Source organism: Flavobacterium fragile (assembly GCF_023634865.1).
Classification (GTDB): domain Bacteria; phylum Bacteroidota; class Bacteroidia; order Flavobacteriales; family Flavobacteriaceae; genus Flavobacterium; species Flavobacterium fragile.
On sequence record NZ_JAMLJN010000004.1, the window covers coordinates 47550 to 62690 of the forward strand.

General features: G+C 30.5%; 17 protein-coding genes. 13 read left to right on the forward strand and 4 right to left on the reverse strand.

Going from position 1 to position 15141, the window contains the following annotated elements:
* The first annotated feature begins 22 nt into the window (after positions 1–22).
* The 12 genes from NAT47_RS05990 to NAT47_RS06045 all read left to right on the forward strand — a co-directional run bounded on the left by NAT47_RS05990 (position 23) and on the right by NAT47_RS06045 (position 11390).
* Positions 23–271, forward strand: a complete 249-nt coding sequence (locus NAT47_RS05990) for a hypothetical protein (RefSeq protein ID WP_250581440.1) — start codon at positions 23–25, stop codon at positions 269–271.
* Positions 268–879: an ATP-binding protein gene (locus NAT47_RS05995; RefSeq protein ID WP_250581441.1), complete on the forward strand. Its 612-nt coding sequence runs from the start codon at positions 268–270 to the stop codon at positions 877–879. The genes NAT47_RS05990 and NAT47_RS05995 overlap by 4 nt, the downstream gene beginning before the upstream one ends.
* 138 nt (positions 880–1017) lie before the next feature.
* Positions 1018–1680 (forward strand): hypothetical protein, encoded by a 663-nt coding sequence (locus NAT47_RS06000; RefSeq protein WP_250581442.1) that lies wholly within the window; start codon positions 1018–1020, stop codon positions 1678–1680.
* Positions 1681–1884: 204 nt separating this feature from the next.
* Positions 1885–3102: a DUF4297 family anti-phage-associated protein gene (locus NAT47_RS06005; protein WP_250581443.1), complete on the forward strand. Its 1218-nt coding sequence runs from the start codon at positions 1885–1887 to the stop codon at positions 3100–3102.
* Entirely contained in the window at positions 3102–4877 is a 1776-nt protein-coding gene (gene herA, locus NAT47_RS06010; protein WP_250581444.1) for an anti-phage-associated helicase HerA, read from the forward strand. Before NAT47_RS06005 ends, herA begins: the two co-directional genes overlap by 1 nt.
* Positions 4878–5068: 191 nt before the next feature.
* Positions 5069–5608 (forward strand): hypothetical protein, encoded by a 540-nt coding sequence (locus NAT47_RS06015; RefSeq protein ID WP_250581445.1) that lies wholly within the window; start codon positions 5069–5071, stop codon positions 5606–5608.
* 12 nt (positions 5609–5620) lie between these two features.
* Positions 5621–6013, forward strand: coding sequence for a helix-turn-helix domain-containing protein (locus tag NAT47_RS06020; protein ID WP_169522452.1), 393 nt, complete (start codon positions 5621–5623; stop codon positions 6011–6013).
* Positions 6003–6446, forward strand: coding sequence for a hypothetical protein (locus NAT47_RS06025; RefSeq protein WP_250581446.1), 444 nt, complete (start codon positions 6003–6005; stop codon positions 6444–6446). Before NAT47_RS06020 ends, NAT47_RS06025 begins: the two co-directional genes overlap by 11 nt.
* Positions 6447–6471: 25 nt before the next feature.
* Positions 6472–6753, forward strand: coding sequence for a MarR family transcriptional regulator (locus NAT47_RS06030; protein WP_250581447.1), 282 nt, complete (start codon positions 6472–6474; stop codon positions 6751–6753).
* Positions 6754–8070: 1317 nt separating this feature from the next.
* The gene (locus NAT47_RS06035) at positions 8071–8496 is read left to right on the forward strand and encodes a DUF6943 family protein (protein ID WP_250581448.1); all 426 of its coding nucleotides are present in this window, start codon (positions 8071–8073) and stop codon (positions 8494–8496) included.
* Positions 8497–8674: 178 nt separating this feature from the next.
* Positions 8675–9412 (forward strand): Shedu anti-phage system protein SduA domain-containing protein, encoded by a 738-nt coding sequence (locus NAT47_RS06040; protein ID WP_250581449.1) that lies wholly within the window; start codon positions 8675–8677, stop codon positions 9410–9412.
* A 64-nt stretch (positions 9413–9476) separates the two neighbouring features.
* Complete coding sequence (locus NAT47_RS06045) at positions 9477–11390, forward strand: DUF4365 domain-containing protein (RefSeq protein ID WP_250581450.1); 1914 nt, start codon at positions 9477–9479, stop codon at positions 11388–11390.
* 94 nt (positions 11391–11484) lie between these two features.
* On the opposite strand, the gene NAT47_RS06050 is transcribed toward NAT47_RS06045, so the two are convergent.
* Genes NAT47_RS06050 through NAT47_RS06065 form a run of 4 tightly spaced genes read right to left on the reverse strand, consistent with a single transcriptional unit; the run spans position 11485 to position 13026 of the window.
* Complete coding sequence (locus NAT47_RS06050; RefSeq protein ID WP_160169123.1) at positions 11485–11661, reverse strand: hypothetical protein; 177 nt, start codon at positions 11659–11661, stop codon at positions 11485–11487.
* A complete protein-coding gene (locus tag NAT47_RS06055) occupies positions 11648–11863 on the reverse strand; it encodes a hypothetical protein (RefSeq protein WP_026725702.1) in 216 nt (71 codons plus the stop codon). The genes NAT47_RS06050 and NAT47_RS06055 overlap by 14 nt, the downstream gene beginning before the upstream one ends.
* A 9-nt stretch (positions 11864–11872) precedes the next feature.
* Entirely contained in the window at positions 11873–12268 is a 396-nt protein-coding gene (locus NAT47_RS06060; RefSeq protein WP_250581451.1) for a DUF5675 family protein, read from the reverse strand.
* A complete protein-coding gene (locus NAT47_RS06065) occupies positions 12268–13026 on the reverse strand; it encodes a hypothetical protein (protein WP_250581452.1) in 759 nt (252 codons plus the stop codon). Before NAT47_RS06065 ends, NAT47_RS06060 begins: the two co-directional genes overlap by 1 nt.
* Before the next feature lie 845 nt (positions 13027–13871).
* Between NAT47_RS06065 and pepT the strand changes: the two genes are divergently transcribed.
* Entirely contained in the window at positions 13872–15116 is a 1245-nt protein-coding gene (gene pepT / locus NAT47_RS06075) for a peptidase T (protein WP_250581453.1), read from the forward strand.
* Positions 15117–15141 lie beyond the last annotated feature (25 nt).

The window sequence follows — 15141 nt, forward strand, 5'->3', positions numbered from 1 at the left end:
CCTATGTGGTTAAAATAAAAAAATGGAAAACGAAATAAAATCACATTACAGCTACACCGAAGTAATCAATTGGCTCGAACAAAAAGGCATCGAACTATACGGCAATCATTTCAAAATAATGGAAACTGATTACCCAATTGTTTACAAACTAATCGCGTATTTCTTAAAAGACGAACCAACTTGCTTTCAATACGGTATAAACCTCAACCAAGATTTGATATTAAGAGGAGGACTGCCAGTGGCAGTCAGGTATAAAAATTATAAGTTATGAATACAACATTAAGTTATTTAGAAATCATTTCTTGGTTAGAAAAAAAAGGAATTGAGTTATATGGCAAGAAGTTCAAAATCCTAGAAACAGACCATGAAATAATTTACAAATTGATAGCCTACTTTTTGAAGGATGAACAAGCTTGTTATCAATTCAATATCGATTTAGAAAAAGGCATCTTATTAACCGGACCAATTGGATGCGGTAAAACATCATTGATGAATTTAATGAAATACCTAACAGCAACAGAACATAAATTTTTCGTAAAACCCTGTAGAGATATAAGCTTCGAATTCATTCAGGACGGTTATCAAATCATTCATAAATATAGCAAAGGAAAACTTTATGAATCAGAACCAAAAACTATATGCTTCGACGATTTAGGCACAGAAAACAATCTGAAATACTTCGGTAACGAATGCAATGTAATGGCAGAAATTCTATTAAGCCGATATGATCTATTCATTTCAAAAAAACTCATAACCCACATAACCACAAATCTATCCGCCACAGAAATAGAAAAACACTACGGCAACCGAGTTCGCTCCAGATTACGAGAGATGGTAAATCTAATTGCCTATGATAAATCAACATTAGATAAACGCTAACGTCAGTTCGAGTGTTCTAATAAAATTGCGACTAGCTATTTTATTAGAATGTATCGAGAACCTTTCAAAGATATAAATCCGCATAAATCCGCGTTGCAAAGCATCCGTTTCATCCGCGTTCCAACAACAAAAAACAACATGAAAACAATAACCAACTTTTGGAACTACTTCCAACAAAACAACTTCGTTTTCCTACTCCTAAACGAAATCTCAAAAGACGAACTAAAACTCCATTTCGACAAACTAATCGAGATACTACATCAATACAACAAAGACCTAGACCTCATCATCAAAAACAAAAAAAACGGTGCAGAATTAATTATAACAGCAAATGGTAATCCCTATCTATTCAAAGAAGTAGAATTATTAGTCCATCATGCACTAGTTGTAGAACGTTGGAAAATAACCGCATTCCTCCAACCCGAAACCAACCTAACAAAATACGAAAAGAGCACCGACAAACCACTAGAGTATTACGGCATCACTTTACGAATAAGCGAAATGTATTTCATCCCATTAGAAAACCCAAACAAACCAACTGATTTAGGAATAAAAGTGTTACTCAAAAACTACATCGTCCACAAAGACAACCCAAGACTTCGAGAAGCAGTTTACATCCACATTGAACATTTAATCGGAGAAAAGTCATTTGCTAATGATATAGCTTTTATTGAAATTGGACAATGGGAAGGAGATAATGAAAACCAAATCGAATTGTATAATTTAAAATCCTATATCGATATTGAAAAGGAACAATTAAGTTTCGGTAACAAATACAATTTACTGCCAAAGCTTAACTAATATTCCGTTCGCAAAACATTACAAAATCTGTAGTAAATCGCAAATGAAATATAGCAATTTTTGCAAAAAATAAATTGATAACTCGGTTAATAAGTCAAATCGGATCGATTAAAATCATTCGAAATTATTTTATATTTTAGTAAATAAAATTTATTAAAAACAAATTGAAATATTGTGTGAAAATAATCTTCAATCCCAAAACAGATGACAGACAGAACAGCAACTGATACAATTAAAGGATATTTTTATCAATTTGACCTAGCAATACTCAAATTATTACAATTAGAGGATGATACGCACGAAATTATAGTTGAAGGTATTGAGGATGTTGATGTAAAAGATGCAACCGAAGAAACTGCTATACAATGCAAATACCATTCTAAAATTGAATATAATCATTCCGTCATTGCCAAACCAATACGTTTAATGCTAAATCATTTCAAAGAGGTTTTAAATGGTAAAGAGAAAAAAATAAAGTATTTATATTTTGGTCACTTTAAATCGGGGCACGAAAAATTTCCTTCTACAATTACGTTGGATTTCTTAAAGTCAAATTTGCTCACTTACAAAAAAGAAAAAGTTGAGTATAAACATTACGAAGAATTAAAATTAAGTGATGAAAACTTAATATTATTTTTAGAAACTTTGGAAATTGATATTAATGCAAAATCTTATGAGGATCAACTTAAAGAGATATTCACTTCTTTGAAAAATCAGAATAATTTTAATTGTGATGATTTTGAAGCTGAAAACTTCTACTATAACAACGCGTTGAAAATCATAAGCAATCTTGCTAAGGAGAATGATATAGCTAATCGAAAGATTTCTAAAAAAGATTTTTTAACTCAAATCAATTCTAAACAAGTACTTTTTCATAAATGGTTTGTTCAATATAAAGGCAAAAAGAAATTACTATCTGATATTAGGTCTAAATATTTTAGTGATTACAATAGTTCTCCATTTGAAAGATTTTTTCTAATAGAAGTGAATTCAAGTAATTATTTACGAAGTGATTTAAAATCTATAATTCATTTAATTAGTAAAAAATACTCTCAACTTTCAAGATTAAATCCAGATTCTTTTTGTCCATATATTCACATATCAGGATTATCAAATATAGAATTAATTGAGCTAAAAACAGAACTCATTAACGAAAACTTTAAATTTAAAGATGGCTTTGATTTCAATGGTTCAAGATTCAATCCAAAATCAATTACAGAAAAAGCTACTTACCATAATGGAATAAAAATTAAAATAGTTAATGATTTAAAAGATATTGAAACAATTTTTAATCAAATTTCAAAAGCTAAAGAAGTATATCATTTCTATTTCGAAACTCCATTTTTTTCAACATCAAATGAAAGTATTAAACATGTACAAATTCAAATACAAGAAATTAACGATATCAAAAATATAATCTAATGACAGAAGACAAATTAAATGCAGAAGTAATTGCAGTATTTCCCAATAAAGTTAAAATTAAAGTAGATAAACTTGAAGATTTCAGAATAGCAGACGAATCATTAAGAGTTGGTTCGTATCTCAAAATTTATGGAAATGATAATGCTATTTTAATGGCAATAATTGAAAATTTTTCAATTGATGTTTCAGAAAAAAATAATGAAGCTATTAGAACACATATCATCGAAGCTAGTCCATTGGGAATAATCAAAAATGGTAAATTTACAAGAGGTGGTGACGATTTAACAATTCCGCCAAAAAAAGTTGAACCAGCAACAGAAGAGGAAATCAAGAAAATTTATATCGAATCGGTAGAAGATAAAGAACAATTTACTTTTTGTTCATTATCTTCAAATGCAAACATTAGAATTCCAGTAAATGGCAATAAATTTTTCAATAAGCATATTGCAATAGTCGGTTCTACAGGTTCTGGTAAATCTCATACATTATCTACTATCATACAAACGGCTGTAAATTCTAAAAGCGGAGATTTTAGTTTAAATAATTCACACGTAATAATTTTTGATATCCATTCCGAATATAAATCAGCTTTTCCAGATGCTAATTTTATTGATATTGAGAATTTAAAATTGCCATATTGGTTACTAAATAGTGATGAACTAGAAGAAGTGCTTCTAGATACTGGAGAGAGAGATAATTATAATCAATCTTCAGTTTTTAGAAAATTGGTTACCGAAAACAAGAAAAAGCACAATCCTGATAAAACAAAGATATTTTACGATTCTCCTTTATTTTTTGACATAAATGAAGTTCAAAATGCTTTATATAACTTAAAGAATGAAACAAAAAATTCTAAAAGTTCAAATCGATATATGATAGTTGATGATTCTTATACTTGTAATGATAGTAGTACAACTGTTGATACTGGAATATTACTAAATGAAGAACAGAGAATAGATAAATATTTTAATGAAGAGTTTCAATTTCATCCAACTAAAAATCAGAATGTAACTAAAGGAGATTATGCGGAAGGTACTTTAGATAAGTTTTTTGTAAGATTTCAAGAAAAGATAAATCAAGACCGTTTAACTTTCTTATTTGGTGAAGAATCAAAAGAGATTTCTTTCGAAGATACATTGAAAAATATTTTAGGATATAATTCAAATTCCAATGTTACAGTAATTGATTTAAGCGGAGTTCCTTTTGAAGTATTAAGTATTACCGTTTCTTTAATTTCAAGAATTGTATTTGAATATGGTTATATATACAAAAGATTGAGAAACAACATTAATCCAAATGAAAAAATCAATAATGACATTCCAATACTTTTAGTTTATGAAGAAGCACACAAATATGTTCCAAATAGCGATTTAGTAAAATATAGATCTTCAAAAAAATCAATTGAAAGAATTGCGAAAGAGGGCAGAAAATATGGAGTTACTTTGTTATTAGCAAGTCAAAGACCATCTGAAATATCAGAAACTATATTTTCACAATGTAATAATTTCATTGCGATGAGATTAACTAATCCAGTTGACCAAGGTTATGTGAAAAAATTACTTCCAGATAGTTTAGGTTCATTAATTGAAAAAATGCCATCATTAAAACAAGGTGAAGCTTTGTTAATTGGTGAATCTGTAATTCTGCCTTCAATCGTTCAAATTGATAGATGTAAAAATGAGCCTTCTTCAAGTGATATTCCGTATTGGGAATTATGGAAAGAAGAATGGAAAGATATGGATATTGATAAAATTAAAGAGGAATGGTATAAATAAGTAAGTAAACTAAAATTCAAATTGACAGCATAAAAATTATGCTGAAGTATTCAAAATAGAAGACCTTTTAGAATTGAAGTTAGAAATGAAAAAAATAGTTTTTAAGTAACAAATAGTATTCTTACATTTGAAAAAATAAACTAAATAGTATATTAAATAATCATAAAATACACTTAAAAGTGTATTTTTGTTTGCAAACTAATAATAAAGTGAATATATTTGCTCTAGAAATATGGGATGATGAAGCTGCTAAATGCACTTTTTACACCGTAAAATATGATGATGCCGATACAAATGAAACTGATTTATTCTTTGAAAAATATGATGCAATAGCAGAATATAAAGAAGCAAATAAAGAATTGTTGTCTTTTGTATTGTTATCAATTGGTAATGATCACGGAGCAATAGATGAATTATTCAATAGAGATGAAAACGAAGTTAAGGGATTACCTGTACAAGGTAAAAGAACAATCGAAAATATTACTTACCACTTTCCGGAATTTCCATTAAGATTATACGCCTTAAAAATCACAAACAACATAGTTATACTTTTCAATGGAGGTATCAAAGATGGTCCAACAAATCAAGCAAGTTCATTACATTTAGAATGGAGAGCAGCATGTGAATTCGCAAAACGAATTAATGAAGCTTTACAAGATGGAACAATAATTGTAAATGAAAAACATAGAAAACTTACTAATTATGATGGTTCAGATGAAATCATCCTCTAAAAATCCAAAACAATGAGAAGCAAAGTAGCACAAAGAATTTTAGCAGAAACACCGGAAGAAACAAAAATCTTCGCGAGATTATATGCTGATATCGTGGTTCGAGTAAATCAGTTGTTAAAAGCAAAAGGATTTAGCCAAAAAGATTTAGCAGATAAGCTAGAAAAAAGACCTTCCGAAGTTAACAAATGGTTGGTAGGAGAACATAACTTTACGTTACGTTCTTTAGCCAAATTGGAAGCAGAACTTGGGGAACCAATTATTAATGTTCCACAAAGAAAGCCAATGGGAACAACTGGATATGTAACAGTATACAGAAACAATGCTATAAATACTGATGTAGCATATACAAGTGCATGGAAAAAATCAAAATCAAACAATAAAACAGCATTAGCCAATGTCAGCTAATTTATTACAACCTGAAAAAATTGAAATTGTTGATTTTAAGATCATAAAAGGACAAATTAATAGTCCATTCGATTTTGAGGAAGAAAAAGTACAAGGACACAATTTCAATGTGGACTTTGAATTAGGTTTTAATATTCCAGATAAATTAATTAAAGCCGATTTTTCAGTAAATGTTGAAACCAAAAGTGAAAAAGAAGATAGCGAAGAAGCAATCGGAGCGTTCAGTTTTGTCTTTGTTTTTCATGTGGATAACATTGAAGAATTAACCAAATTAGAAGAAGACAATACAGTTACTATAAGTCCTGCTTTAGGAAATGCTTTAGCTGCAATTACATATTCAACATCAAGAGGAATATTAATGACACGTTTTCAAGGTACTGCTTTAAGTAATTTTATATTGCCTGTTATCAATCCAAATAAGTTAATAGAATAATCTTTTATTCTTCAAAGAGTATATTTTGTCCCATTTATTGTCAATATTTGGGACATTTTTTTATCCAAATAATTCGAAAATAAAAAATATTGAAAAGTGGGTAGAAAAACTAACAGATAATAGAGTTAAAATTCTTAGAGAAACTCATAATAATCATAAAGTAACTAAAAAAGAATTAGAACAAGCTATAGGTATAAGTGCTTCTGCTATAGACAATAACATAGATATTCTTAAAGATTTAGGATTACTTAGTAGAGAAGGGAGTGATAAAGGAGGTTATTGGAAAATTAATCACATCTTGCCATAGGTGGGTAGAAAAGGTGGGTAGATAAATCATTTATAAAAACTCATTATCTCATTCAGCTGCACAAAAATCGCTTCTAGTCCAAGTTTCCTGGCATCAATTCTTTGTTTGCTCCATTTCGCTAATTTCAAATAAAAAGAAATCGGAACGCTTCGCTGAAGTAGTTTCACCCACCCAGTCCAACGCTCCCCACCGCACTAGTGGTATTTTGTGTGTTTTTAGCACTTGTTTTCCCAAAAGTAAGTCAATAAAAAAAGGCTCCCTGTTTTCCCAACCCCTCGCGCACAGTCCGCCATTTTTTATCCACTTACACCCAATTCAAAAAACAAACGCTAAAAGCACACAAAAACCACTCCCAAGCTATTATTACATAATAAACCTTATAATTCATTCCCAACACCCCACGCAGTCCCCCTGAAAGTTATAAGGGTTATTATGTAAAATATCCGCGCCCAGCCGCACCCACCCGACAGAAAATAGGAATGCTAACGCTGTCGTAATTTGCATTGTTTTTTGAAAATGCCTCCCATTTCCAGTTCACTAAACACTAAAAACCAACAACTGTAAACTATCATGGCATTATCAAAAATCAAATTTCCCCACAAGAGTATGTTTTTCTTTTTTTATATTTTCATAAACATATATTGTCAAACCGTGCTAAGTCAAAGTAGTCCAGCAAAAAAGAAAACCATACCCTTGTTCAGCTACTGCCCAATCACTAGGAAGTATCACATTGTTTTTTGAAGATGCTTTCCATTTCCAGTTCACGCTCTCCACTGAATACTAAAAACTGAACACTGAACACTTTCAAAGCATTCTCAAAAATCAAAATACTACAAGAGTGTGTTATTCTTTTTTCTCCTATTCACAAAGAAATATTGTCAAACCGAGCGTAGTCGAGGTCGTCTAGCAAAAAAAGAAAACCACACCCTTGTTTACCAGTCCCGATTGAACACCCCTAAAACCCCATTTCATAAGAACATTTGGGGTTAACATTTTTACAAAAAAAAAGGATAAAAAAGAAGCCAAAGGTTTGCTCCGGGTATTCAAAAAAGCAAGTTCAAGCCTTCGGTTACGGATAAAATCTCCACCCATACATTTTCAATACCACCACATCCACTTAGCGTTTCCACAGACGCATATGGGTAGTATTTTACCCGTAAAACTTGCTTTTTTGAAACCCTCCACAAGGCAAGAGGGCTTTCTTTTTTTTCCTTTTTTCTTTTGCAAAAATGTGTGTGGGGCATCTCGGTTTCCAATCACATTTCGGGCAATCACGAAGGAAAGACGAAGGAAGTTAACCTGTTAAATCCTTGTACTATGGACACAATTTTTATTAAAACCCACCAACCTGGGGCGCACTATGCCAAACCGTACTTTTTCGTATTATCAAAAGGACTGAATAGCGGAAAACCAAGCAATGAACCTTTTACAAACAGCTTTGTACTTGTATTTCAAACCGAAGCTCAAAAAGAGGACATTTTTTGGATAGCCATGAGCCTATGGAAATCCAAATTCTGGATGCCTTTTCTTCGAGGTTCTGTTATTCCGTTCTTATCGCTCTATGAATTCAAAAAAGAGTTCAATCCAAAAGCCACCCGATTGATGCGTGAACACGAGCTGCACCATAAAAACATCCAAGCACTCAAGCTGCTTCAAGAACAAGAAGCTCACCACGCAAAAAACATCCACTTAATCAACGAAATTAGAAATGCTATTTTAATGAGATACAGAAAAAATAACTAAAAACTCAGATCTAAAGGTCTGAGTTTTTAATTTTATAAAAGAAATTAAATTGAAAGAATTAATTTATATTTGGAAAAGCAAATTTGTTATGAAGTACCACAAATCTAACTAGTTTTTCTTTTAAGAACTTGACATTATAGCATTTTTAATTAGTATGTTAAAACTTAAAAAAACGAAAATGAAAGAAAATATTCAGGAAATATTAAATGAAATATTTGACCCTCTTATACTTGGAGATGAAAACAAAGTTCATAAATTAACTAAATCACCAACCTTTAAAGAAATAGAGGGTTTTGCCGAATTGATATTGAAAGATGAATCTGAAGAAAGCTTTCAATTTTTTTTATCTCAAAATTCTCATTTCCTATTTAGACTTGCTCCATCTTCTGATGAAACATACCTAGGGATTTTAATGAAGCCTCCAATTAGTAATTTTAATTTTGCAGATTACGCTATTTTTAGCGTTAGTCAAGGTGGTTGCAGAGTATTACTAATTGAAATTGAAAGACCTAACGATAAATTATTTACCAAAAAATTAACTCCAGCTAATAAATTGCAAATTGCTTTAGGGCAAATTAACGATTGGGATGAATGGATTCAATCAAATAAACAAACTTTCTTTAATACTTCATTCCGTTTATTGAAAGAATCTCCTAAATTTCCAAAAAAAGGTGAAAAAGGAAATTTTATTTATTGTTCGAAAAATCAATTAGAAGCTTTATGGAATGGATTTGGTGGAAATGAATATTGTACCTTTGAATATTTAATAGTTTTAGGAAGATGGAGCAAACTTAATGAAAGAGAAAAACAGAGGTTAATGTATTTAAATAATAGTTTTTCAAAACAAAACATTAAGATTAGAACTTATGATAATTTAATTCGAAAATCTATTGATGGACCAAAGCATTTGTGGTAAGAATAAAAATTTATTTCGTAAACTGCGTTTTAATTAAACATTGTTATTAATTCTCAAGGACAACATGGGACAAAGAACGAGAAATCATTTAATTGAAGATGAATCCAGACTATTTTTCAAGAAATCTTTACCTAAATTTTGGGTTTGTAGAGATAAAAATGACGACTATGGTATTGATTGTGAAGTTGAAATTTTTGATAATATAGGAAATTCAACTGGTCTAGTTTTTTGGGTTCAACTTAAAGGTACGGATTCCGATAAAAATAAAACAATTAAAAGTATATCTTTTAAAAATGAAAAAATCATACAATTTATTAATTATGACATACCTGTTTTAATTGTTCGTTATTCATCACATAAAAAGGCGTTTTATTGCAGATGGTCACAAAATATCACAAATTTTAAAACTGAAAATAAATATATAAATGTATTATTTTTTGAAAATAATTTATGGAATGAAACGAGTCATCAAGATATTATCGATTATTTACAACGACAATTATTTATTAAACAAGGTAAGATTAAGTTTCCAATAAAAACTTTTGTTGAAAGAGAAGATTATGATGAAAATAGAACAATAATACCTTTTTCAAACATTACAATAATAAAAAATTGTATTCAAACAAAGAATAACTACTTTAAGTTAACTAAAATTTCTAACGATTCCATTTTACAGATTAAAGTTGATAAAGATCAAATAGTTTTGAGTTTTACCGATTTTGTTTTTGCAAGAATGAAAATAAATTTTTCCAATCTGCAAGAACATCATTATGAAGAACTGACAAAATATATTTTAATAACTTTTGCTCAAGCACTATTTGATATTGGTAAGAATAATTTGGGTAATGATGTTATTTTTGAGAATGGTTTACTCGCAATAATAAAACAAAAAAAAGATTTTATAATAAATATTTTACATCATTTAATTGAAGGTAATTATTTTGAAGAAACATTAAAAGAACTTTCACAATTTTTTAAAGTTAGTGATGATGATAATTTAATTGAAATTATAATGAGTGTAATTTTAATTTCAATTAAAAAGGATTTTAATGAAGATAAGCTATTAATTTACGAAGATTTTTTAGTAGAACAACTAGAAACTGCAAAAATAAAAAAAGATAAGTTAAGTATATCTACTGCTCTTTATAACCTAGGAAATCATTTTAGGAGTTCAAAAAAATATGAAATATCTTTAAAATATTATTTAGAAGCAAGAAAATATAATCCAGAATATAAAAACCAAGCTTATTACTATTATGAAATGGCTGGTGTTTTATTTCTTTTAAAAAAATTTTATTTTGCTAGTAAATTCTATTCAAAATCTATTGAATTACAAACGGACTGTTTTTTGGCTAAAGCTTTATTAGCTGACTCTGTTATGTTTTTAGGAGATTATTCATCTGCGGTAAACATAATTGATGAATTCCTTACTGAGAACGTTAATAATATACATATTGATGAATGGGTATTAAAATATTCATGTTTAAAGTCTCTTTTAGACAGTGGTTACCCATCTTTACAAAAACGTGATGAAGAAAATGCAATTAAATTCACTAAAAAAGGTGAATTTGAAAAGGCTCTTGAATATGATTTTTTATATGATTTAGCTTGGTTCAATCTAGGTGTTCAAGAATCAAAAAAAGACAATGTCGAAAATGCATTTATTGCTTTTTCATTTTCGGCTTTACTTCGCAATGGTGATCTTGAAGCATGGAAAAATGCTACATTATGTGGTCTGAATGAGAAAATAGGTTTAAATCTTTTGGTTACGGTCATAAGAACCGCTTATTTTTATAACGGCCAAAATTATATTACCTCTGTATTTAATGATTTAAAAATATATTATCCTAATAGTTTGGATTTTATTATGGAGTTAATTGATAATACAATTGAAGATAATACAGAAGAAACAACTACTATTAGATATTTTGAGAATGAAAATAAGTACACAAAAATTGATTTAAAACCCAATTCTTAAAAATCTTGACCAATAAAAATATAAATCAAAAGCCTAGTCTACAACTAGGCTTTCATTTTGTTTAACCCAAAGGTCACCACAACTAGGGCTAAACTTATTTTTTGTGCTTCTTATTTAGGCTTTTAAGCAGTAACGAAATCGTAAAACTGACAACAGCTCCAACAGTTGCTAAGATAACCGTTTTGGCAATATCATCAGAAGAAAGATTAGGTACAATACTTAAAAATGTGCCTCCAGCAGTTCCCATCAAAGTGGGATTATTTGCTGTCATCAGTTGTAGTAAGCTGACTTGCAGCTGACAAAACTCCACCAGCTACTGCAACATAACCACCAATGGTAGTTACAATCGCGGGTAAAGCAATTGGAGCTGCTAAAATAGTTCCTCCAACGGCAGCTAATGCCAACCCAACAGTTCGAAGCACTTTGAAAAACTTTGGTGTGGGAGCTTTTGCTCTATTAATGATTTTTTTCATAATCTATTTTTAAGATTGGATAATTAATTCAACACTTTCTTTATTGTCCAAAGCTTTGTAAACAAAGTCTTTTAGCTTCGTAAAAGCTTTTCTCGATATTAAACCTAAACCAGGTCCAGAAAGTTTAGTAACAGGAGCAATACAACCTTGCAATTCTTTTTGAGCATTATTAGCAGGATGAAAAAGAATAAACTTTCTATTCGGCACATCCACTAATTCTAAATGCCATTTGTATTTTGCACTGTATCGCTTTCTAATAAAATATTTCCCTTCTGGAACACAGGAAACCTTCGTTTCGTTCATCTTCCACGGCAATTCGATTGTATTGCAAATCAATTTGCCTTCGCATTCGAGTTTACCATTCGTTCCTTCAGGGAAATAAGTTCTAGTTAACCAAATAACCATTACACACCACTATCAACTTTAGCAATCGATAATGGGTTAAAAGCACCATTTTTCAATGGATACATTTGCCCATTAATCTCTTGGTAGAACTCAACACCTAAAGCCAAAAACAATGGCTTAGTTGAGTTAGCTGTAACCGCATTCACTTGGTTAATTGGAGCAGTAGCAGTTCCATCCCAAGGCAAAATTGCCGTTTCAGAAGTAGCTACCACATACGTTTCAGCTTCAAAATCAATTTCAGCTCCACCAGAAATGATTTTGTAGTGAGTAGTTCCACTTGGAGCAGCAATCATATTCGCAGGAATAAATGATGCCAAATCCACAGTAATTTCACCAGCCACACGGTCAATAGTTGCCACAAACGGAGCAAACAAAGTGGTTCCTAGCTTACCACGAATATTAAATTCAAAACCAAATAACAATTCAGCTTCTCCATCAATAACGTTACGCAAACCTCTATCACTAGTTGTATCTGCTTGGATAACTTTAACCATTGCTTGTGTCAAACGACTAACCATTCTACCATCAGCAGAATTTAAAAGCAATGGTCTTAAAGCTGTTCTAAGCATTTTTCCTGCTTTTCCAGCTCTACCAAACTCGGAACCATTCTCACGAGTTCTTTGAAACGCAGGATCACTCGCAATTCTACTCGCGTCAATTCCACCTTTTTCTCTTGCTAAGTGTCCATCTTGCGTTTTGTAAAAAGTAATATCTCCGATAGTACCTTTCAATTTAATTATGCCTTTCTGTCTAGCCATAACTTCAAAATTTTGTTAAACATTCATCTAAAATCTCCTTCATTCTTTCAATCAGTTGCAACCACATTTTGAATGATTAAAGCAAAGTTTACAAAGCATTTCACTAAAGAAAAAGCAACATGTGTACCATATGTCCAAAATTGACATAAGTGTCTTAAATGAACAAAAAAAACGAATTAATTAGTATGAAAAATTATAATTAAATTGCAAAAGAATTTCTGCACGTCAGAAGTAAGTCAAAGCCTAATCAAAGGTATAGATAAAGTATGAAATTGAATAATCAGAGGGTATGCATCTATCCAAAGGACATACAACGAATAACAGGCAAGAGTTATCGTCAAAGTACTAGATTAATGCAAAAGATAAAAAAAGACCTCAACAAGCTCGAAAATGAGTTTCTAACGATTGAAGAGTTCTGTACATATAGTGGCATAAAATATGAACAAGTAACTCACTTGATTTTTGGTTAAAATAGAAGAAATGCTAAAACAAATTTTAATCAAGAAAAGCACCTATAAACACTTAAATAACCAGTTCATTTTTTAGTATCATTTAGTAATGAATTAATTTGCAGAAGATTATAAAAATTATTAAATTTACAGTATTAAGATTTAGTGATGTTTGTTTCTATATGAAGGAGCAAAATCGAGACCTTTGATTTTTAGACTTATATAATTTATTATATATGAGCGTATTATGAGGAAAGTTCGAACCCCTCATCGCCCACCAAATTTAAATCCTACTTTTAGTAGGATTTTTTATTTTATATAATTCCCAAAAGTTTTCAAACAAAGCACATCAATAGAACTTCTCCATTTCTTATATTTGTGTAAAATTTAAAAATCATGCAACACATTATAGACCGCTTCATTAGCTACGTTGTTATAGACACCGAATCTGATCCAAATTCAGATACTACTCCAAGCACAAAAAAACAATTCGATTTAGCTAATCTTCTTGTTGAAGAACTAAAAACGATGGGAATGACCGATGTAACTATCGATGAAAATGGTTACGTAATGGCTACTTTAGAAAGTAATATGGAACACGAAGTTCCAACTATTGGCTTTGTATCACATTATGATACTACTCCTGATTTCACAGGTGCTAATGTTAAACCTCAAATCATTGAAAATTATGATGGTAGTGATATTATTTTAAATAAAGAACAGAACATTGTACTGTCTCCTAGTTATTTTAAAGATTTACTTTTATATAAAGGTCAAACTTTAATTACTACAGATGGAACTACCTTACTTGGTGCTGATGACAAAGCTGGAATTACTGAAATCATGTCGGCAATGGAATACTTAATTCAACATCCTGAAATTAAGCATGGGAAAATTCGTGTAGGTTTTACGCCTGATGAAGAAATTGGTCGTGGCGCCCATAAGTTTGATGTAGAAAAATTCGGATGCGATTGGGCTTATACGATGGATGGAAGTCAAATTGGAGAATTAGAATACGAAAATTTCAATGCGGCTGGAGCTAAAATTACGTTCAAAGGAAAAAGTGTTCACCCAGGATATGCTAAAGGAAAAATGATCAACTCGATGCTTTTAGCTTCAAAATTCATTTCAAAATTACCTAAGAAAGAAATTCCAGAAAAAACAAAAGGGTACGAAGGCTTCTTTCACGTAGTGGGAATTAACGGAAGTATTGAAGAAACTGTGGTGGAATTAATCATCAGAGATCATTCCGCTAAAAAATTTATGAAAAGAAAAGAATTCATACACAAATTGGCGAATAAATTCAACAAAAAATGGAAAGACCAATTTGGTGATGAAATTGTAATTGCTGAGGTTAAAGACCAATACTATAACATGAAAGAAAAGGTAGAACCTGTTTTCCATATTGTGGAAATTGCCGAAAAAGCCATGAAAGAATTAGGTATAAAACCAATCATTAAACCCATACGTGGTGGAACGGATGGTTGTCAATTATCTTATAAAGGTCTACCTTGTCCAAATATATTCGCCGGCGGTCATAACTTCCATGGAAAATACGAATATGTTCCGGTTGAAAGTATGGTAAAAGCCACTGAAGTAATTGTAAAAATTGCTGAAATTACAGCTACAAGAAAAAATTAAATCTATTCCTACATAGAAAACTATT

Coding starts and splice junctions, on each gene's coding strand:
- NAT47_RS05990 (WP_250581440.1), top strand. CDS start 23: ATGGAAAACGAAATAAAATCACATTACAGCTACACCGAAGTAATCAAT.
- NAT47_RS05995 (WP_250581441.1), top strand. CDS start 268: ATGAATACAACATTAAGTTATTTAGAAATCATTTCTTGGTTAGAAAAA.
- NAT47_RS06000 (WP_250581442.1), top strand. CDS start 1,018: ATGAAAACAATAACCAACTTTTGGAACTACTTCCAACAAAACAACTTC.
- NAT47_RS06005 (WP_250581443.1), top strand. CDS start 1,885: ATGACAGACAGAACAGCAACTGATACAATTAAAGGATATTTTTATCAA.
- herA (WP_250581444.1), top strand. CDS start 3,102: ATGACAGAAGACAAATTAAATGCAGAAGTAATTGCAGTATTTCCCAAT.
- NAT47_RS06020 (WP_169522452.1), top strand. CDS start 5,621: ATGAGAAGCAAAGTAGCACAAAGAATTTTAGCAGAAACACCGGAAGAA.
- NAT47_RS06025 (WP_250581446.1), top strand. CDS start 6,003: ATGTCAGCTAATTTATTACAACCTGAAAAAATTGAAATTGTTGATTTT.
- NAT47_RS06035 (WP_250581448.1), top strand. CDS start 8,071: ATGGACACAATTTTTATTAAAACCCACCAACCTGGGGCGCACTATGCC.
- NAT47_RS06040 (WP_250581449.1), top strand. CDS start 8,675: ATGAAAGAAAATATTCAGGAAATATTAAATGAAATATTTGACCCTCTT.
- NAT47_RS06045 (WP_250581450.1), top strand. CDS start 9,477: ATGGGACAAAGAACGAGAAATCATTTAATTGAAGATGAATCCAGACTA.
- NAT47_RS06050 (WP_160169123.1), bottom strand. CDS start 11,661: ATGACAGCAAATAATCCCACTTTGATGGGAACTGCTGGAGGCACATTT.
- NAT47_RS06055 (WP_026725702.1), bottom strand. CDS start 11,863: ATGAAAAAAATCATTAATAGAGCAAAAGCTCCCACACCAAAGTTTTTC.
- NAT47_RS06060 (WP_250581451.1), bottom strand. CDS start 12,268: ATGGTTATTTGGTTAACTAGAACTTATTTCCCTGAAGGAACGAATGGT.
- NAT47_RS06065 (WP_250581452.1), bottom strand. CDS start 13,026: ATGGCTAGACAGAAAGGCATAATTAAATTGAAAGGTACTATCGGAGAT.
- pepT (WP_250581453.1), top strand. CDS start 13,872: ATGCAACACATTATAGACCGCTTCATTAGCTACGTTGTTATAGACACC.